The sequence below is a fragment of the Geobacter anodireducens genome (genome assembly GCA_001628815.1).
GTDB classification, from domain to species: domain Bacteria; phylum Desulfobacterota; class Desulfuromonadia; order Geobacterales; family Geobacteraceae; genus Geobacter; species Geobacter anodireducens.
In genome coordinates, this window is sequence record CP014963.1 from 2,983,324 (window position 1) to 3,003,016 (window position 19,693).

13 protein-coding genes and 3 pseudogenes are annotated in these 19,693 nt (G+C 65.0%); all 16 read right to left on the reverse strand.

What is annotated here, in order from left to right; genetic code table 11:
• Positions 1-391 precede the first annotated feature (391 nt).
• Positions 392-1,452, reverse strand: a pseudogene (locus tag A2G06_13665) (hypothetical protein).
• A complete protein-coding gene (locus tag A2G06_13670) occupies positions 1,452-1,991 on the reverse strand; it encodes a hypothetical protein (GenBank protein ANA41133.1) in 540 nt (179 codons plus the stop codon). The pseudogene A2G06_13665 and the gene A2G06_13670 overlap by 1 nt, the downstream one beginning before the upstream one ends.
• 22 nt (positions 1,992-2,013) lie before the next feature.
• Positions 2,014-2,918: pseudogene (locus A2G06_13675) on the reverse strand (ABC transporter substrate-binding protein).
• Positions 2,919-2,955: 37 nt separating this feature from the next.
• Positions 2,956-3,825 carry an iron-sulfur cluster-binding oxidoreductase gene (locus A2G06_13680; protein ID ANA41134.1) on the reverse strand — a complete coding sequence of 290 codons (870 nt, stop codon included), beginning with the start codon at positions 3,823-3,825 and terminating at the stop codon, positions 2,956-2,958.
• Between the two features lie 4 nt (positions 3,826-3,829).
• Positions 3,830-4,924, reverse strand: a complete 1,095-nt coding sequence (locus tag A2G06_13685; GenBank protein ID ANA41691.1) for a radical SAM/SPASM domain-containing protein — start codon at positions 4,922-4,924, stop codon at positions 3,830-3,832.
• A 16-nt stretch (positions 4,925-4,940) separates the two neighbouring features.
• Positions 4,941-5,255, reverse strand: a complete 315-nt coding sequence (locus A2G06_13690; GenBank protein ID ANA41135.1) for a hypothetical protein — start codon at positions 5,253-5,255, stop codon at positions 4,941-4,943.
• A gap of 44 nt (positions 5,256-5,299) precedes the next feature.
• Entirely contained in the window at positions 5,300-5,620 is a 321-nt protein-coding gene (locus A2G06_13695) for a cupin (protein ID ANA41136.1), read from the reverse strand.
• A gap of 59 nt (positions 5,621-5,679) precedes the next feature.
• Positions 5,680-7,593, reverse strand: coding sequence for a permease (locus tag A2G06_13700; GenBank protein ID ANA41137.1), 1,914 nt, complete (start codon positions 7,591-7,593; stop codon positions 5,680-5,682).
• A gap of 40 nt (positions 7,594-7,633) precedes the next feature.
• Positions 7,634-8,542, reverse strand: coding sequence for a ResB-like family cytochrome C biogenesis protein (locus tag A2G06_13705; GenBank protein ANA41138.1), 909 nt, complete (start codon positions 8,540-8,542; stop codon positions 7,634-7,636).
• A 19-nt stretch (positions 8,543-8,561) separates the two neighbouring features.
• Positions 8,562-9,119, reverse strand: a complete 558-nt coding sequence (locus A2G06_13710) for a hypothetical protein (protein ANA41139.1) — start codon at positions 9,117-9,119, stop codon at positions 8,562-8,564.
• A gap of 72 nt (positions 9,120-9,191) precedes the next feature.
• A complete protein-coding gene (locus tag A2G06_13715) occupies positions 9,192-9,881 on the reverse strand; it encodes a hypothetical protein (protein ANA41140.1) in 690 nt (229 codons plus the stop codon).
• The gene (locus A2G06_13720; GenBank protein ID ANA41141.1) at positions 9,878-12,379 is read right to left on the reverse strand and encodes a hypothetical protein; all 2,502 of its coding nucleotides are present in this window, start codon (positions 12,377-12,379) and stop codon (positions 9,878-9,880) included. The genes A2G06_13715 and A2G06_13720 overlap by 4 nt, the downstream gene beginning before the upstream one ends.
• 72 nt (positions 12,380-12,451) lie before the next feature.
• The gene (locus tag A2G06_13725; GenBank protein ANA41142.1) at positions 12,452-12,733 is read right to left on the reverse strand and encodes a hypothetical protein; all 282 of its coding nucleotides are present in this window, start codon (positions 12,731-12,733) and stop codon (positions 12,452-12,454) included.
• A pseudogene (locus A2G06_13730) lies at positions 12,663-15,802 on the reverse strand (cytochrome C). Before A2G06_13730 ends, A2G06_13725 begins: the two are co-directional and overlap by 71 nt.
• Before the next feature lie 37 nt (positions 15,803-15,839).
• Positions 15,840-16,679: a cytochrome C gene (locus A2G06_13735; protein ANA41143.1), complete on the reverse strand. Its 840-nt coding sequence runs from the start codon at positions 16,677-16,679 to the stop codon at positions 15,840-15,842.
• A 66-nt stretch (positions 16,680-16,745) separates the two neighbouring features.
• Positions 16,746-19,442 (reverse strand): hypothetical protein, encoded by a 2,697-nt coding sequence (locus A2G06_13740; GenBank protein ID ANA41144.1) that lies wholly within the window; start codon positions 19,440-19,442, stop codon positions 16,746-16,748.
• Positions 19,443-19,693: the final 251 nt, after the last annotated feature.

The following is a 19,693-nucleotide window of genomic DNA, read 5'->3' on the forward strand; positions in this document are numbered from 1 at the left end:
CGACCCTCCGCCTCTTTCCGCAGGAGTACCCGACAACTGACAATTCTTGCAGCCCCTTAACGGCCCGCTGTCGCCTTATCACCGACTAGCAAGCATAACAAATATTAATTATTGCAGACTAATTTAACGTGAAATCGCTTAACCGTTTGATATTTCTAACCCTACCGTCTTAATACAAAATGAAATGTCAAAATCACCAACTGTTATTTCACTGCGCCCATAAGCAAAGCAAAAACCGAGCCTTTTATCCCGCAGTTCCCAGTGAAATGACATATACGCCCATGTGGCGAAAAGGCAATCGCAGACACTGATTGTTACATTTGAGAAAAAAAGGAACAACACCGGAGGGATGGAACTCAGAACACTGCGGAATCGCTCAGATAACCGACTGTCAGGCGGTACGGGCCCGGCAGAAAAGGCAGGCGGCGAGAACAGCGGCGAATCCCGCCAGAAGGGCGGCCTTGCCGGCAAGGGAAACGCCGGCTGCCGTGGCGGCAATGCCCCACGACTGGACCAGTGCGCCGCCCATGAGCATCCCCACCACCACGAGCCCCGCATCGGCGTCCCCCTCGCCCGCCTTGATGAGCTGGCGGAAGGGGCAGCCGCCGATGAGGACGGAAATCCACCCCACGAGCCCCATGCCGAGGAAGCTCCAGAGGTGCTCCGGATGGGCGCCGGGCTGGCCGTGGAGACCGGGGTTGAATCTGCCGGAGGCTACGTTGGCGGCCACCGCTGCAACCAGAAAGGCCACCACCCCCCAGAGGCCCGGGGTCCGTCTGCCCATGATGAACGCATCCCGGATGCTGCCGGTTATGCAGAAGCGGCTCCGCTGGGCCATGGCGCCGAGCAGCGCGCCGGTGCCCAGGGCAAGGGGAACGGGAGCGTGCTGTGCCGCGCTCCCCTGGCCGGAAAAGATGATGAAACCGGGGCGAACGAGAAGAAAGACCAGGAGCAGGAGAAAGAAGGCCGGGATCAGCGGGCCGCCGTGACCAACGCCCGGTGACGGGTGTCCCGGCTCCACCCCGTTGGCGAGCCCCCTGAGACCGGCCCAGACCCCGGCGACCAGGCCCATGACGCCGGCAACGGCGGTCAGGTCGCCGGCAGCCAGGCGCAGGAAGAGCTTGATGGGGCAGCCGATGAAGATGGCACAGCCGACAATGAGGAACACTCCCGCAACGAGGCGCGGCAGGGGGCGCCCCCGCCGCGGGAGCGGAACTCGCGAAAGAGCAGGGCGCTGGCCGCGGCGCCGAGCACGAAGCCGATCAGTTCGGGCCGCAGGTACTGCATGCGGGGGTTGTCGTGCATCCCCAGGGCCCCGGCGCTGTTCTCCATGAAGCAGGAAACGCAGATTCCCGAGTTCTCCGGATTACCCCAGACCGCCAGAAGCGCACCGAGGCCGCCGAGGAAAAGCCCCGCCGCCACCACCATCCAGAAATGCCGATCCCGCAGCACTACTCGCACCCTCCCGCCAGCCGGCTCTTCAGGTAGTTGACCTTGCGCAGGGACGCCGCCAGGCTCCGGTTGCCGGGGTTGGCGGCTGCCCGGCCGCCGATGCCCGCCAGCCCCTCGGCCACCAGGCCCTCGATGGCGCGGCGCCGTGACAGGGGGCTCCGTGCGTCCACGTAATCGCCATTGAGCCTGACTCCTTCCTCAAAGGAAGCCACGGCCTCGTCCAGTGCCCCCATCTTCCGGAGGATCTCCCCCCTGAGGATGTAGCCGTGGGCCTCGCCGGGGTAGCTGCGGATCAGCTCGTTCAGCCTCAGGAGGGCTTCCTGGTCGTTGCCGGCCGTGCGCAACTCCTCCACCGGCCCATAGAGCCTGGCGATCAGCTCGACGCGGGCGCGATAGGCCATCTCACGCTCCACGGCCTTGCCGAGGCCCGCGGCCCTGCCTGCTCCTGCCCCGTGATTCGTTGCAAGAACACCGGCCAGGGCCGCAATGACGACGGCCAGGAGCAGCCAGGTTATTTTGTCGAAGGTGTCGGTGAACATTGGAAAAATCAGCCTTTTCAGGTCAGTACGTCTGATATGGCGGCATATTGACACGCTTCGCCATTTCACGGATAAGGTCGTAATCGCTGTCCAGCAGATCTTCATAGCCGTCGATCCAGGCGGCCTTCAGCACCTTGAGCCGCTCCCCGTCCACCTCGGCGGTGTCGCCGGGCTTCAGGGCCAGGAGGGCGTCCTTCACCTTCTTCACCAGGGCCGGATCGGTTCCCTTGGCCACGGCAAAGGTGCAGTAGGGGATCGGCTTGCTCTGGGCGAGGATGACGAAGTCGTCCGCCGAGATCTTTCCTTCCCGTGCCATGGTTTCCAGGTCGAGGACCGGCGCGGCGGCCACGTCATACTTGCCGTGCAGGACGCCGTAGATGAGCTTTTCGTGCTTGAAGGAGCCCGAGGGGATGGAATAGGTCCCCAGGTCGTGCTCCGGGTTGATGCCGGCCGAGAGCATCAGGTCGTACTCGGCCAGGTAGCCGGTGGGAGCCAGCATGGGGCCGAAGGCCAGCCTCTTCCCCCGGATGTGGTCGAGTGTTTCGATGCCGCTCCCCTTGCGGGCGATGAGGCGCCCGCGGAACGGGAGCCGAAGGTGCCGCGCTTTTCCGATGCCACCAGCTCGACGCCGTGGTTCTCCCGCAGGATGACGTAGATCAGGGAGTTGGTGTGGGTAAAGGTGAACTCGCCGGACTTGAACCGTTTCTCGAAATCGTGGGTATCCACCGGCACCGCCACGAAGTCGACCCCGCACCTGTCGGACAGATAGCGGGTGAGGGGGAGGAAGCGGGACATGGTCTCCTGCTCGTTGTTGCAGAGCATGTAGCCGATCTTCACCACGGGCCGGGCCCCCTCGGGCTTGCAGCCGGCAAGGAAGGCGGCAAAGAGGGCCAGCATGAAACATCGCGTCAGGGTCGAAAAATTCATTACATGGAGTCCTGTCGTTGTCCGGGCGGTTAACCCGCTACCAGCACGAGGGGTCTTCACCCTCAAGGGATTGATGCATGACGTATGCCCTGCCGCGGCATCCCCCCCGGCATTCAGCCAGCTCGCCGCAGGCGCCGCAGGCGCGGGGATGCTCCAGGAGCCGGCGCCGGAGGGCCTTTTTCGCTTCCGAGGCAATGAGCTCCTGCAGGGGCATCTCGCCCGCGGTGCCGAGCCTCACCGGCAGGGTGGGACAGGGATAGACGCCGCCGTCGGGGGCGATGGCGATCATGGTGTTGGCCGCCTGGCATCCCCCCTGGGGGAAGGGTACGCCGGGGTTGAAGGCCCGCCAGAGGAACGGATCGTGAATGGTCAGGGCAAGGCGCTGGGCGCCGCCTTCGGCGTCCAGGGCGTTCGCCAGCTCCCGCTGTTCGTTCATGGTGAGGAAGAACGGGGGCTCGCCTCCGTACAGGCGTTGCATGGGGAGGACGAGCCGGGTGATCCCCCGGTCGAGACAGAAATGCACAAGGGTCGGGAGTTCGCGCCAGTTCCCGTGGGTCACCGCATAGGATACGCCGGCGGACGGCTCGTCCTGCCACTCCCCGGAGTCGAGCAGATCGGCATGGTCCACGTCAAGGAGCAGCTCCCGCACCGCCCCGTGGGCAACAAGGGCCCGGACGGTATCGTCATGGGCCTGGGGGGGGATCGTGAGGGTAACGGCGGCCGGGCCGCCCCGGAACCGCTCCAGCACCTCGCCGAGCCAGCCGGGAGAGGTTGGCGCGGTGCTCGTTACATTCAGCATGAGGGGCCGGCAGTCGATGATCCCGGCGGCGATCGCCAGCAGGAGCGACGGATCGGCCGCGGTAGCGGGGAGATCCCAGTAGATGGTTATGGGAGACGAAAGTTCCATAGAATCATGCCCAGCAGTGGGGGTCGGGGCTGTTCAGGTCGCCGGTGAGGGCCAGGGCCCGGGCGGAGCAGCCGCCGAGGCAGTCCTCGTACGCGCTGCAGCCGGCGCACTTGCCGGTGGGCTTCTTGGTGCGCAGCGCCGCCAGTACTGCCGAGTCCCGCCAGACCTGCTTCAGGTCGTCCCGCACGATGTTGCCGATGACAACGGGAATGAAGCCGCAGGGGGTCATGTCGCCGTTGGTCTTGATGTTCAGGGAGAGCTTGCCGCAGACGCTCCCCTTCACGAGGCTCCCCGCATCGCGGGCACCCAGGAGGGCGATGATCGGGTCGTCCAGGGAGACGTCGAGCCCCGACTCCCGCTCCCTGGCGGCCAGGGCGCCCCGGTAGAACTCCCGCCACTCGGCGGGCGAAAGGTCCAGCTCATCCCTGTGGGACAGGCCCAGCCCCGAGCACTTGAAATTGTGGAAGTTGAGCTGTCCCACCCCCTGCTCCCGGGCAAAGGTCACCAGATCGTCGATGGCCGTGTGATTGATCCGGCAGATCACCGTGGAGATGGAGGTGGCGATGCCCGCCCCGGCCAGATGCCGCAGGGCAGCCACGGCCCGGCCGTGGCTGCCGTCAACGCCGCGGAACCGGTCGTGGACCCGGGGGAGGTGGCTGTCGATGCTGATGCCCACCCTGGTGAACCCGGCGTCCCGCAGGGCCGCCGCCGTGTCCTGGTCAATGAGCCAGCCGTTGCTGTTCAGGGAAATCCGCAATCCCGACCCGCTGGCGTGCCGGGCGATGTCCAGCAGCCCCGGGTGCAGGAGGGGTTCCCCGCCGCCGAAATTGACGGAAAAGACCCCGGCAGCGGCCGCCTTTCCCAGGCATGCCAGAAGGACGTCCCGGGGGAGTTCCTCGTGGGTGTCCCCCCGGCTGTAGCAGTGGCGGCAGGCGAAGTTGCAGGTATTGTTGATGGCCCAGTTGATGGTGAGGGGCGCTTCCAGTGACGGCGCGTCCGCTCGGCTGGCTGCGTTGGCCGCATCGTCGGCTCCCCGGCGTATCGCCGGATGCGCCTGCGTTGCCTCCCCTGTGCCGCCGCGCTCGTCACGCGAACTCACCGTCGCGGTTTCCCTGTCATTGTGCATAGCGGATAAATCCCTTGACGGCCAACTCGTCCAGGAATGCCTGCACATCTTCCCGCAGCACCGCCTCGTCCACCTCGAACTGGGGGAGCAGCTCCGCCACGATGCCCTCCGGGGTCCGGCCGTCACAGAGCTTCCAGATTTCAGTGCCGAGATAGTTGAGGGAGAGCATGGTCCCCCCGGAGAACAGGACCGAGGTGCCGGTCTCCTCCACCGCCTCGCCCCGGTCCAGGGCCTCCCGGACCCGGGCCAGGGCATCGGCCTCCTCGCGCCACATGACGTCGGGGTTGCGATGAATCGTCTTCACGTTTCTTACCTTCCTTGCTCTCGCAATCCGTTGTTGTGAATGCCCTAATCCCCCTGCGCCGTTATGGAGGCAATGACCAGATTCTCCTGGGAGGCGTTGCGGATGCCGTGGTCCTCGAACGCGGGAACGATGACGATCTGCCCCGTGGTGATGGACTGGGTCTTGCCGCCGGACTGGAACTGGCCGGTACCCTCCATGACCATCCAGATATGGCTGCCGTGGTGGGTGTGGGTCACGATCTCCTGGCCGGGCTTCATGCAGATGAGGCTCACCCGGGCGTGATCATCGGACCAGATGGTTTCCTGGTGGCGTTTTTCATCGTTGAACGTTTTGAGGGTCTGGACGTCGAGCACCTGTGATTTCATGCATTCCTCCTGAATGTGGTTGTGTCATCCCGGCTCATGGGGTGCCCAAGGTACCCGCTTCAGGCCTTCCTGACAAGCTTCAGAACAGAGCCGAGCCACGCGGAGGCCCGGTTGAAGACGGATGAGGCGGTGGAAACCCGCACCTCCCCGCCCGTGTCGGCGACACCGGAGAAGGTCACCCCGTAACGGGAAGCGAAGAGGTTGGCCCCGCGGAAATCCGCTGCGCCGGCCGACGGCAGCGGCACGACCAGGGCGGCGCCTCCCCGGGCGTTATGGTCCGCCAGGAGTTTCGCCTCGGCATCGCTGAGCCCGGCGGCGCCGTCATCGCCGCAGAAGAGCCAGACCTGGCCCCACTCCGCCAGCAGCCCTCCGGTGAGGCGCGGCACCTCGCGCCGGTCCACCGTCTTCACGGTGAAGCCCCGCGCCGCGAGTTCGGCCAGGACCTCCTCCCCCAGCAGCGCCGCGGCACCGCCGGCCCCGTCCCCGAGGCGGCAGACGAGGATTCTGGTGGAGGCGGCCGAGAGGGAATTCTCTTCGAGCCAGTCGGCGATGTTGCCGATGTAGGCCCCGGTGTCGTAGCGGTCGGCCATGGCTGCGGTGAACCGTCCGTACGTGCCGTCGAACACGATCCCTCCCCGCCCGTCCACGGCATTGGTGTAGGTGGCGACGGTCCCCTTGCCGGCGGGGTCCATCACCATCCGCACGTTGGGATCGTGCTTCAGGACCACGGCGGATGTGCCGCCGGACAACGACGCGACCCCCCGCAGGAGAGGATTGCCCACATCCACGCCCGGCACGAACACCAGGAGCCGGAAGGCGTAAGCAATCAGGAGCGTCCCCGAAAGACAGGCGAACAGGTAGAGGAAGAAGACCCGCTTCTTGAAAAAGGTCCAGAAGAGCACCATGGTGGGCACCGCGGTCACCGGCCCGCCGATCATGAACGCCAGGGCCGCCCCGGCGTCCATGGTCCCGCCCAGGGCCCCCTTGATATGGTAGACGATGCTGGACGCGCTGATCTGGTGCAGGAACATGGGTACCGACGCCAGGGTCACCCAGACGATGTTCAGGGGATCCGTCTGGCCGAAGAAGCGGTAAATCCACTCCTTGGGCAGGTAGCGCTCCACCACCGCGCCGATGACCACCCCCACGATGACGTACTTCCCCACCACCCAGACCATCTCCGCGGACTTGGCCAGGAAGATGAGGAACTTGTTGCCGGTCCTGACGGCGACCCGGTTGCCGAATTTCCGCCGGCAGTTGCACCGCAGCCGCTCGTCCGGGTAGTCCTCGTCGTGGAAATCGCCCCGCACGATCCCCCCTTCGACGAAGATCTCGTTCTTCCGGAAACCGGGCCGCTTGCTGAGGGCAAGGGTCACCAGACCGGCGAAGATCCCCATGGAGAAGGCGGAGATGGTCCTGACCACGGTCCACTCGGGACCCAGGTCGTTCAGGGTAAGGAGATAGGTTGACGGGCTCAACAGCGGCGAGGTCACCATCAGGGCCATGACCGGCGCCAGGGGAATCCCCGCCACCAGGAGGCTGATGGCGGTGGTCACCGTGCCGCAGGCGCACAGGGGGGTGATGATCCCCACGAAGGACGCGAGAAAGACGCTCAGGGCCCCGTACTTTCTGAGGGATGCCTGGAGTTTCACGGCAACCTTGAAGGTCCGGAGGTAGCCGGCAATGAGAATGCCCACGAGGAAATAGGGCAGCACGTCACGGAGCTCGGCCATTACCCCGTGGTCGCTGGAAAACAGGTCCCAGAGCTCGCTGCCGAGCAGCACGGGGAACGAAACCGGCGCGGCATCGGAGGAGACCAGGTGCCCGCCGGTGCCCGTGCCCCACACGTGCCAGACCACCAGGGACAACGAGATCAGAACCATGACGATCAGCATCCGGTTCCCCGACTCAGCCTGGTGTCCGTGGACCTCGCAGGCCTCCCTCGGTTTTGCCCTGAACGGATTCACGAGCACGACACCCTGCCCGTGCCGGCTGTTCCGATGCCGGAGATATTCATTGCTTCCTCCTCAACCGCCTGGCGCACGCCAGTACCGCACCGAGCCCCACCATGGCGAACCCGGCGAAAACACACGGCCTCCCCGGGTCCCTGACCACCTGAATGCCAGCAAAAGACATGCCCATCGCATCCGTACCGACCTGGGTGTTGTAGAAATAGAGGCCGTTCCAGATGAAGGGGGCGTTCACCTCGGCCGTACCCTCCGCTATGGCAACGCCATCGCGGCTCAAGGCCAGGTCGACCCAGAGCCGCTTCAGGACCGGATTTTGAAACGCCACCAGCCTGAAGTCGTAGGGGAACTCGGCGGGGAGGCTGCGTTCTCCCGCGGTATCGCAGATGCCGACGAGCTGCCCGTCGCGAAAAACCGAGAGCCTGAGGACCTCCGAGGGAAACTGGAGGGAGTCCGCCGTCACGCGATAGGGCCCCGCCGTGAAGCTGTCACCGGTCTTCAGGGTGTGGAGCGCCTCCTTCGCGCTGCCCCTGAGGACCCCCACCCTGACCGGAATCGGGTAAAACTCCCGGTTGATCCGCGTGACCGTCAGGTCGGCACCGAGGGGAGCGTCCCGCTCCAGGTCCCACCGGTAGGCCTGGTCAACGGAGGTTCCCTCGTAGACGTTGACGGTCGCCACGTGGCCGAACGTCCGGGCCGCAACGCCCCCGCAGATTACCAGCACGCCCAGGTGCAGAATCAGCACCGGCACCGAAAGGGACCGGAACCGGCGCAGCGTGCAGCAGACGAGATTCAGCGCCACTCCCGCCAGCAGGCAGAGAAACGCCGGATGGGCGTAGAGAGCCCTGGTCCCGGCGAACGTGCCGGGGATCGCCGCCACGGCAACGATCAGGAACAGGGCCACCGCCAGTTCCATGGAAGCCAGGAACCGGCCTATCCGTTTCAGTAGAGTCACCGGGAATGGTCCGCTCTGGTCAGATCAGTTTTTTCGACTTCAGGAAGTCTCTGACCGCTTTTCTGGACGTGTCGCCGGCGTCCGCCGACTTCAGCAGCCGGGCGCAGGCGTCGTTGGTGAGCACCCCGGAGAGCTTGGCCAGCAGCTTGGGCAGGGCCGGGTAGTTGTTCAGGGTTTCCACCGTCAGGACGGGAGCATACGAGGGCGTGCCGCCGAAGGGCTCAAGCCAGGCAAGGTTCAGGGTTGAACGATAGCCGCTCTTGATCGCCTCCCGTGCCGCCCCGTCACCCGCCTTCGGCTTGCCCAGCACCTCCAGCGCGCGCTCGGGGGTTTCCACGAGCAGGTTGACGTCGCCCTTTTTCACGGCACCGTAGAGCTCCCGGCTGTCCCGGTAGATCTGGACCTTCACCGCGGTGCCGGTCCGCTCGGTAATGAGCAGGGACATCATTTCCGCCAGCAATCTCTCCTGGGGCGTGTTGGGAACGCCGATGTGGAGGGTCCTGCCGACACAGGCCCCTGCCAGGTGCGCACCCACGAGAACCGAAACCGCAACAATGCAGCAGATAAGCTTTTTCATTGGTCACCTGTCTACCATGGTGGTGCAGACCGCTGTCTGCGTTGATTCGGAGCGTGCCCGTGACGAGCGCTCTCAGTCTGGCCCCAGCCCCACGTCCAGGGCACTATCCGCTGTGCCCGGGGAAGGTACGAATTCCGCCGAGGCGCGCCATGCGGACGGCGGGAACCGCCTGGAGCTCCCCACGTACTGCTTGTGGCCCGCGGGAACGATGAGGGTGTATCGGCCGTCCGCCCCCGTCCAGGCCGAGATGTAGTCGGGCATGCGGCTGTTGTCGCTGGTGGCCGATGCAAACACAAAGGCATTGGCCACCGGGTTCCCGTCGCCGTCCAGAACCCGTCCCGCCAGTTTCACGAGATCTGCGGCCATGGGCCGGCGCATGCGCCCCAGGTCCCGGATATCGGCTACCGTAAAGTCCTGCTCGATCTCGGCATCCGCGGTCAGGTCCATGACGGCCGGTTCCCCCGAGTGCTTGTCGCCCGGCATGAGCGGACCGTATGATTCGTCCAGCTTGAGCCGCGCCACCACCCAGTAGGTTCCCGGCGGCACCCTGACGGCCGTGGTGCCGTCCCCGGCCGACGGCGGTGAGATGAAGGTTGCGGGCCGCCGGACATGGGCCGAGTCATAGACAAAGAGCTTCACCCCTGCCATGGGCTTGCCGTCCACGTCCGTCACCCGGCCCCTGAGGACCGCCGCATCCGCAGCGCCGGCCAGGAAGCCGGCGAGCGCCAGCCAGAGTGTCGCCCGGAACGCCGCTCCCCTCATGGCGTCCCTCCGTTTGCCGGCCCAACCGGGCCCGGCTTGTCCAGCCAGGGCTCGTAGAGGACCATGCCGATGCCCGGCTCCTGGCGGCCGTCGAAGATCGTCCCGCCCGGATCCCCCTCGCCCCACCAGTTGCCCCGGGCGTTCACGTCCTGGTCGTTGAAATCGCCGATCCGCATGTTGTAGCCGCTGTTGCCCACGAGACTGTTGCCCGTCACCGTCAGCCCGCCCCCCTTCTCCCGCACGAAGATCCCCGTTTCGTTCGCCGTGATCAGGTTCTCCGCGATGAGGGCGTTGCCGATGTACGAGCGGATGCCGATGGTGTTGTCCTGAAAGGTCGAGCGGCGGATCCGGACCGGGCCGCTTCTGAAGCGCATGCCGCCGAAATTGTGCCGAATCAGGCAATCGGTGACGGCGAGATCCGTGAAATGACTGTGAATGCCCCAGGTGGCGTACTCGACGATGCAGTTGGAGATGACGCTTCCCGTGGCGTATTCCAGCAGGATTTCGTTCCAGTCGGAGGGCCCTTTGCGGTCGACAGAGGTGAACCGGATCGTGCCGTCCCGTTGTCCCGATGCAAGGAGCTTGCCCTTGATCTCAAGGCCGGTGCCGGCGGCGAACTGCACCGTTGTTCCCGGGGCAACGGTCAGGGCCGCGCCGGGGAGTACCGTCGTGGGGACGGCCACGGTGATGACGCCGCGCCAGACCGTATCGGCGGCCACGGTCGCCAGCGGCCAGACAAAGGGGGTGGGAGCGGCCCCCGGCCGGCCGCAATCGACACGCCCCAGCCGCGGATCGTCCCGCTGGTCGTTGATCACCTGGGCCGGGTCCCGTCCCCCCCACCAGTTGCCGGGGGCGGAAACATCGCCGCTACCGTCCAGATCGATGGCATAGAGACCGTTCCCGGCGAAATTGTTGCCGCTGATGATCCCGGCAAAGGACAGGATTCCCATCCCCCGTTCGCCGTTGTCGGCAATCAGGTTCCCCGTGATCAGGGAGCCGGAATCCTGGATGTTGAAGCCGCTCAGGCCGTTGGCCGTCACCGCGTTGCCGGCGAACTCGACAGAGTCGACGTTTTTCAGGGAGATGCCCGTTTCGGCGTTGCCGGAGATGCTGTTGCGGTTGACCTCGCCGTGGTAGAGATCGGCCGCCATGAGGCCGAACCGGTTGCCGTCGAACAGGTTCTCCCTGACCGTTACCGCTCCTTCGCGCAGGCGGAGCCCTTCCCTGCCGTTGGCCACGATCCTGTTCCCGCGGACCGTGAGGGTGGTGCGGAAGAAATTCCCTCCCACCTGGTTGCCGCAGAGCAGGTTGTCCACCAGTTCAACCTCAGAATCGCGCCCCTGAACCCCGCTCTTATTGCCGCAAAGGGTGTTGCCGTGCAAGGCCACCACCGACTCCTGGAACTGGATGCCGCGGTAGTTGTTCGTGAGGGTGGTGTTATGGATCGCCACCGTGGAGAAGTGGAAGTGAAGCCCCCGGTAGGCGTGCTCAATCCGGCAGTGTTCCACCAGGTTCTGGCCTGCCGAGCTGTTCATGATGTTGACGGCATCCCAGTCACCCATGCGCCGGTCCTTTTCGGCGGAACGGAAGGTGATGGGGCGGTCGGGAGTCCCCTTGGCCAAAAGGCGCCCCTGGATCATGATCCCGTTTTCGCCGATGCCGTCGCCGTTGGTGTCCCGCCGGGTAAACTCGACGATCGTTCCCGGCAGGATGACCAGGCGGCTCCCCTCCGGCACCCTCACCGTGCCGTCCACCAGGATTCTCCCCTGCCACAGGGTCTCGCCCAGCAGGACCATGTCCTGGTACCGGCGGCTGAGCGGCGCCTCCTCGTTGACCGGCGGCCCCTTCGGCAGGGTGTGGGGCCGGACCGCTGCCGTGTGGGCGTCCTTCTTCCGGTTGCGGGCCACCTCGGTGGCATGGGCGGTCACCCGGGCACCCTGAAGGGATACGACGCCGTAATCGTTCTCGATGATCCGCGCACCCTCCACCGTGATCCGCGACGCTGCCCCCTGCGCCACCAGGCCGTACCGGTTTTCCCGAAGCGTCGACGAGGAGAGATGCAGCGTCCCCTCCACCACGGAGATCCCGCTGTCGGCGTCGGCGACCAGGCATTCCCTGATGGCGGCGGTGCCGCCGTCGATGAGGATTCCCGCCCAGCTTCCCGCCCTCTTCTCCTGGCCGGAAAACCGGACCGGAGCCGTCACGGTGCCCTCAACCGCCAATCTCCCCCGGATGGTTATCTCCGTGAGGGGCGAGAGATATTCGGGGTCGGTCTTGGTGCTTTCCGCGGCCGCGACCGTGACGACGGTGCCGGCCCGGACGGTCAGGGTGACCCCCTCGGGCACGACGACGTCTTCCGTGACCGCGACGTTCCCCTGCCAGACCGTATCGGACGTTATCACCCCGGCGATCGCGCCGGCGGGGAGGCCGAACAGCAGGGCGGACAGCAGCGTCAGGGAAAGGGCGGCAATTCTGGCGAGCGGCATGGGTTCGAGCATAGTCTCACAAAAAGCAAAAGAGGTGCCGACGAATACGGTTCGGCACCTCTTTTAGGGATTGTGGCCGGTTTCTCAGCAGGGATGAACCACCGCACTCCCGACAACCCTCGGACGGATATAGCTTTTTTTCTTCACCTGATTTTCCTCCTTTGTTTCCGTGCGTACCGCACTCTGTGCATCTGCCGGGAACGACCTTCCAGCCGATGCCCTTATCGTTCCGTTGCCGGTGCCGGGCTCGCAGCCGCCGATGATTTCGCCGGCTGCCCTGCTCCGGCCTCGCCTGCTACTTGTCGTCGGACCAGCGCGGCGTCGGCTGGAAGTGGCAACTGACGTTCCAGCAACTGCCGGTGGCATCCGGGGACTGCTTCGAGTACCACTGTCCCTTATCGGCGTTGAACTTGTACGTCGGATCGATCTTCACGTTCACTGCCGACTTCTTCTGCTGGGTGCTGCCGCCGGCCCAGACCGACTCGTCGCCCACGTGGGCCGCGGCACCGTCGTAGTGGCAGGTGAGGCATGGGGTGAAGCCCTGGGACGGCCGCAGGTTCGACATGAGGTGACCCAGCTTCACGTGGGCGCCGCCGCCACCCGAGTAGTTCTCGAGACGTGCCGTCGAGTAGTTGGCCTGGCTGGCAACGAAGCCCCTGGGAGTCGGCGGGTAGCCGTGACACTCGTCGCATGCCTTCGGCTTGAAGGCAAACGTGTTGCGGTGGGAGTGGCAGTTCAGGCAGCCGGTTGTGGGGTGGCCGGCCCCCTCGTTGACGCCGCGCCGATAATGGCTCGTTTTGGTGTGGCAGGTCTGGCATACGCCGCGGTACGGAGCCTGTAGCTGCACGAGATCGGCCGTGGTGGCATAGCTGATGGTGGAGGTCAGTGCCCCGAAAACAAGGGTGGTCCGGACCATGGCCCGGTTGCCGGTGCCGTGGACGTCATGGCAGGTCTTGCACTCCATGGTGTAATTGCCCAGGTCCACGGCATGGCGGGTCACATTGCGCCTGGTGGCGGTGGGAACCTTGATGGCGTCATTGTGGCAGCCTGCGCAGAGGGTGTAGTCGTTCACGGCGATCCGCTTCTGGTCGCCCGAAGTGCCGTTGATGTGCCCGTTGTCGGCATCGTGGCAGCTTGCGCACTGGCGGCTGGCGTCGAAGCCGGCCCCGGCCTGGCCGTGGCCGCTGGCGGTGAAGTTCGTTTTTGCCGGTGCGGTCTTGCCGCCGATGACCGAGAGGAGCCCCGTGTGACAACTTTCGCAGGTCACGCGGCCCGAGGTCCAGGTGGCGCCGTTCTTGTGGCAACTGGACGTACAGTTGGCCGAAACCACCTGGACGGAGCCGTTCACGTGGGTGGCAGCCGTTGAGGTCGTGTAGGTGTGGCAGCTCTGGCAGGCGGATACCGTTGCCCCCAGGATGGCCTTGGGACCATAGTCGAGGGTCAGGTGGGCCGCGTGGCCGTTGGTCCCGATGGTCTGGGCGCTCGTGGCGGCGATGGTGGGGGTGGCGTAGTGGCACTTACCGCACGCGCCGGTCGTCGGATCGACCCACTGGGGAGTCGTCACCGGCGCGCCGCCGCGGCCGTCGCCGTGGCATCCGGCAACGCTGCAGGTCGCCGCGTTCACATTGTAGGTACCGCTGCCGACGTTGATGGTTCCCCGGGCGACGCCGTTGAAGACGACGGTTTTCACGCCATCCACGTGGACCGATTTGTCCTTGATGGTGGAAGGGCCGCTGAGCGTCGCGTAGTGGCAGTTCTGGCAGTTCATGATCCTGCGTTGAAGTGGGCCGGGTGGGCGTTGGTCAGGGGGAATGCCGCGTGGCACGAGCCGCAGCCCGACAGCGTGCCCATGCCATTGCCCCACGTGAACGTCGTATTGCCCGGCGCGCCGACCACGGCCTGCAGCGAAGCGTTGCGGGGAGCGCCGTCCGAGTGGCAGTAGGTCGCCGTACAGGTGCCTTTGCCGGCCGGGTTGTAGGTGGGGTTGGCGCCGGAGCCGATACTGGCGATGATGCCGGTCTTGTCGACGAACACATCCTGGAACGTGCCGGTATTGTGACTGAACCCCTTGTGGCACTGGTCGCACGCTATGCTGTAGTTGGCCCCGCCGCCGGCATGCCGGGCGTGGGGGGTCTGGGTTTCGTTCTTGAACACACCGGAGGTTGAATAGTCACGAACGCCGTCCTTGCCGTAGCCCGACGGCCCGCCGGCCGTGTTGACGGTGGGGGGAAAGCCGTGGCACTGGGTACAGTTGGCCGAGAAGCCCTGGGAGTGGGTGTGGCAGCTCCGGCAGTCGGCTGCGTTGGTGCTCGAGTGCTGCCCGATGGTGCCCGGCAGGGGCGAGTGGCAGGCCAGGCAGACGCCGAAGGCATCCTTGTTCCAGTTTTTCCGGGCAACCGAGGTGTACTGGTACATGACCTTGGCGTTGCGGACCGCCCCGTACTGGGTGGAGATGTTCATGTACCGGTTGATGAGATAGGCGTTGGGGGCGGTCCCGTCAGCCTCGTCCACGTGGCCGCCGTGGCAGTCGGCGCACTGGACGTTCTGGTTCTTGGTGCCGTTGTGGTTCTTGACGCGGGCAGTGGTGTTTGCCGGGTCGTCGGCCGACTTGTGGCAGTTGGTGCAGATGTTGGGATCGCTGACGGTCCTTCCCTTCAGGTCCGTGCGCAGCAGCATGCCCCGGGAAGTGGAAAGGAGCCCCATCCGGGCGCTTGATGCATTGTCGAAGGTGCGGCTATTGGAGTCGGTGTAGTGCACCCCGTGACAGGTGGTGCAGACGACCGCGCCGCTGCGCGACATCCTCATGGCCGATGTGGGGTTGGCCGGGTTGCTGTTGCGCGGCGGGCTGTAGAATTCGTCGGGCCGGGCCGCGGCCTTGGTCGAGTAGTTCACCGTGACGGGGTGGGTTCCCCTGGTGTGGTCAACGGTCTTGCGGGGCCGGTGGCAGTCGAGGCAGAGCTGGTCCTCGTCGTTGCGCACCCGGAGGAACGGTTTCGAGTTGTAGGCCGATGAATAGAGGTCGTGGATGTTGTGGCAGCGGGCGCAGGACACGGTTCCGATGAGGAGCGACTTGGTGAGCCTGACGTCCGTGGGAGCCACCGCGCCCGCCTTGGGCACCACGTCCTTGCCGATCCAGTTGTGGGAGGTCTGGTACGTCACCGCAGGCCGGGCACTCGTCCAGGTGCGGAAGGGGTTGGCGAAGTCGGCCATAGCAAAGGGCTTGCCTGAGCCGTAGGGATCGCTCGGGTTGTGGCAGGTGAGGCAGACGTTGTTGTAGCCCGTGGAACCGAGGGTGCTGTGAACGGTATGGCAGGAGGAACACTTGTAGCCCTTGACGCTGCCGAGTTCGTGGGGAAAGTCGATGGCCCACGCGGCGATCGGGACGAAGAGCGCCACTAGTGCCGTGACGAGGGTCCTCAGTGGTATTCCGTTCATGGTTGGCTCCCGGACAATTGCACAAAAAGCATTAACATTATTTGTTGTGACAGGCGAGGCACATGGCACTCCCCTCATTGCTGCGGGTGAGGAACGGCGTCAGGGATTTGTCCCCCACGCCGGTGTCCTGCCGGTCATAGGTGTAGCCGTAGGCCACGTGGGGGTCGTGGCAGGTGGAACACTCCATCCGGTCGCGGTTGGGACCGAAGAACCGCAGCCCCTGGGACTTGGGGGTCTCAATGGGCCTCAGCGACGAGAGCCCCGCATCCACTTTTTCCTGGTAGGCTGCGGCATAGGAAAAAGAGATGGGGTGATCGTCCATGAGGTTGTTCCCCGCATAGGGATCCGCATCGCTCTTTCCCAGGTTAGCCCGGTAACCGCTGCCGAACATGGGAAGGTTGAGGGAGAAGTCCCCGGTCGGATGCGCGCCGAAAGGGTCGTCGTAATCGCCCCCGATGTCGACCTTCCGGTCACTGCCAACGGCAATCCCGTAGTTGCCGGTATGGATGACGTTGATGGCGGTCCTGCCGTCATGGCAGGAGAGGCAGAGCAGGGATTCGGGTCCCGGCGCGGTCACCGCCTTGGCCGTGCTCGTCAAGGTTGCCGACGAGGTGTACATTTTGAATGCCTGGGTCGGCATGACCTTGTTCCAGAGTGGCTTGGCCGGCTCCGAATGGTGCGGCGTATGGCAGAAAATGCAGACCTGATCGACACCGAGGCTCACGAAATGGCGCTGCCCCTGGGTGAGCCCGCTGCCCGCATCCGTATTGTTGGACATATTGTGGGCCGTCCAGCGGATATTGTTGTTCCCCGCGTGGACAGCCGTCCAGGCCGTCATCACCATTCCTAGTATCACCGCTTGCACAACACTCTTCATCCGTGCGACCTCGTTCCGTATAGATCCGTTTTCAGGCTGCGTCCCGGCACCAATCCGGCCGATTCCCTACCAGCTTTGCAATCCGAGTGCCTTTCTCAGGATCAGGAGCGCGTCCACCAGGTCAATGACCCCGTTGGGCCGGGCCTTGCCCTGATAGAGGGGGCCGATGTCCCCGCTGGCCAGATGGGATGCGGTGGGAGCCATCTGGCCGGTGAAGATCCTGAGCGCCACCAGGGCGTCGAGCACCGTGACCTTGCCGTCGCCGTTCACATCGCCGTCAGGTGCCCGCACCACCAGGGTCCGGACCGTGCTGTTGCCCGCGGCATCGGTGGCCTTCACCGCCAGCGAATCGGGATCGTAGCCTCCCAGCGTCAGCACCGCGTGCCAGGTGCCGTCCGTAACCGCGACCTCGCCGGCGGCGCCGCTGCTGTCCTCCACGACCACGGTCGCGCCATGCTCCACCGTTCCGGACAACTCCGCCGGATAGGCGGTATTCACTTCGTTGAGCGACAGGGCGGGCGGGGTCACGTCGTAGATGAGGGTCCGCGTCACCACACCGGCGTTGCCCGCGGCATCCGTGGCCCGGACGGTGACCGCGTGGGCACCTTCGTCGGCAAGGTGCACCGCCAGGGAGAACGCCCCTTCGGCCATGGTTACCTCAACCGGCACACCGTCCACTTCGGCAGTCACCGTCACGGGGCTCGTGTCGCTCACGCTCCCCACCAGCCCCACGACCTGACGATTGACCGCCATGTCCTGGGCCGGCGAGGTAATGACGATCGCCGGGCTGCCCGCATCATAGGTCAGGGTCCGCTTCACCGCGGTCGTGTTGCCGGCGAAATCCACCGCCACCACTTCGATCGTATTGAGCCCCTGTTCGAGCGTCACGTCGGCACTCCAGACGCTGCCGTCGAACCGTGCCGGCTGGCCCGCAACCGTTACGGTGGCAGCCTGGTCGACGGTGCCGCTGACGGTCACGTGTCCGACGGCAACGAAGGCCCCGTCCGCCGGTGTCGTGAAGGTCACCACCGGGCGGTCGATATCGAAGATGATAGTGCGCGCATTCACGGTCAGGTTGCCCGCGAGGTCGGCAGCGGCAACGGTAATGACGTTGGCCCCGGGGCTGAGCGTCACCGCCGTGCTGCCGGCACCGTTCGTCATCGCGACCGGCTGGCCGTTCACGGTAACCTCACCCGGATGCGCATCGCTCGCCTCGACCCGTACGTTCTGGACCTGTTCGCTGGTATAGCTGCCATCGGCAAGGGCCGAGACCGTAAGGACCGGAGCGGCGGTATCGAGAATCGCGGAGAAAGCGGCCAGGGCTGCCGCGCTCAGGGGACGCACCGCCTTCACCGTTACGCTGTTCACGCCGGGGGCGAGCATGACCGTATGGCTCCAGGTATCGCCGAACACCGTGGCATTGGCGGTGGCGCCGGTGGCCGCGTTGGTCACGGTAACCGCGCAACCGGGTTCCACTGCCCCGGAGATGTGCTGGGCAAAAACATTGGTCACGGAAGCGGGAACGCTATCGATCGTCAGATAGGGGGCCTGCTGCAGATAGGTGACCGATGCGGTTTTGGTGCTGGTATTGCCGGCCGCATCCCGGGCAATGACCGTCAGGACGGTTTCACCGGGGGCAAAGCCGGTGAGGGAGACTCTCCAGGTGGACGGCGTCGGGAAGGAAAGCGTGCCCACCGTGGTCCCGCCGCCGGCCGTCACCGTTACCGATGCCCCTGCCTCCACGGTGCCGTGAAGTTCGAGCGTCGGCGTGTAGAAGGGGCTCACCAGCGGATCGATGTCAAGGGCGGGCGGGATTGTGTCGGTTGTCAGACCGCCGCCGTCGATGCCGTAGACGGTCAGGTTGCCGTAGCCGTTCACGACCAGCAGACGGCCGCTGGCCTGATCAAAACGAAGATCCGAGGGGACCATCAGCTTGCCGTTGGCGGCGCCGTATCCCCCGATATACGAGAGAAACACCGGCACGGCGGCCGGCTCCACCACCTGGACCTGGCCCTGGAAGGTGTCCACCACATACATCCGCGCGAGAACCGGCGTCGGATCGTTGGAATACTCGAAGGCAACCCCTTGGGGGGCGGTAAATTTCAGGGGACCGGAACCGAAGGCGCCGATGCTCCTCACAAAGGTGCCGTTCGTATCGAAAAACTGGATGCGCCCGTTTCTGGTGTCCACGACCGCCAGGTGGCGGGCACGCTTCTCGAAGGCGATGCCCGTGGGGGTGGAAAACTGGCCCGCAGCAGCACCGAACGTGCCGAAGCGCCGCACGAAACCGCCAGCCGGATTAAACACCTGCACGCAGTTGTCGAGGCTGTCAACCACGTAGATGTAGCCGGTATCGTCGACGGCAATACCGTTGGCCATTTTGAACTGGCCGGCGCCGATGCCGAGCTGTCCTGTCACGGAACCGGCACCGTCGACCATGACCACGCCATTACCCTGACTGACGACCAGGCTGCCATCCGCGGCAACGGCTACGCCCTGGGCAGGCGCGGCCGTTTTGATGACATCCGTTAAATGACCAGCATTGTCATACTTCAGAACACCACCGGAAAGCGCATCGGTGACATAGAAATTGCCTGCGTCATCCCCTGCGATTCTAAGTGGAGAGCGAATTCCCTCCGTAACGGGAGCGTACGTTGCCACCACGGGAGCAGGTACGGCAAAAGCGCTCGAAACCAGCGAAATAACAACTAGCGCCAGCGAGAAGGCAGTAAACAGCGATCGTCCTGGTGACCTGTGCACCATGGCAATGCCTCCGGAGTTATTGGGGAGGACCGTACGGTTCCCCATTTCACGGCAAAATTATAGTTCTTCTACATTAAGGAGCAGCAATTATGGTGCCAACGGCACGGCAAAACAGCCTCTTGACACAGTCGCTGCCCTGACGGGACAACACCGCCCCTTCTCGCGGTGGCAGCAGCCTTGACAGGCCCGGCTTTAGAGGAGAGAGCACCATTGCAGACGTCTTCAGACTGACAAATTATCGACACGGAGAC

Coding starts and splice junctions, on each gene's coding strand:
- A2G06_13670 (ANA41133.1), bottom strand. CDS start 1,991: ATGTTCACCGACACCTTCGACAAAATAACCTGGCTGCTCCTGGCCGTC.
- A2G06_13680 (ANA41134.1), bottom strand. CDS start 3,825: ATGGAACTTTCGTCTCCCATAACCATCTACTGGGATCTCCCCGCTACC.
- A2G06_13695 (ANA41136.1), bottom strand. CDS start 5,620: ATGAAATCACAGGTGCTCGACGTCCAGACCCTCAAAACGTTCAACGAT.
- A2G06_13710 (ANA41139.1), bottom strand. CDS start 9,119: ATGAAAAAGCTTATCTGCTGCATTGTTGCGGTTTCGGTTCTCGTGGGT.
- A2G06_13715 (ANA41140.1), bottom strand. CDS start 9,881: ATGAGGGGAGCGGCGTTCCGGGCGACACTCTGGCTGGCGCTCGCCGGC.
- A2G06_13720 (ANA41141.1), bottom strand. CDS start 12,379: ATGCTCGAACCCATGCCGCTCGCCAGAATTGCCGCCCTTTCCCTGACG.
- A2G06_13725 (ANA41142.1), bottom strand. CDS start 12,733: ATGCCACCGGCAGTTGCTGGAACGTCAGTTGCCACTTCCAGCCGACGC.
- A2G06_13735 (ANA41143.1), bottom strand. CDS start 16,679: ATGAAGAGTGTTGTGCAAGCGGTGATACTAGGAATGGTGATGACGGCC.
- A2G06_13740 (ANA41144.1), bottom strand. CDS start 19,442: ATGGTGCACAGGTCACCAGGACGATCGCTGTTTACTGCCTTCTCGCTG.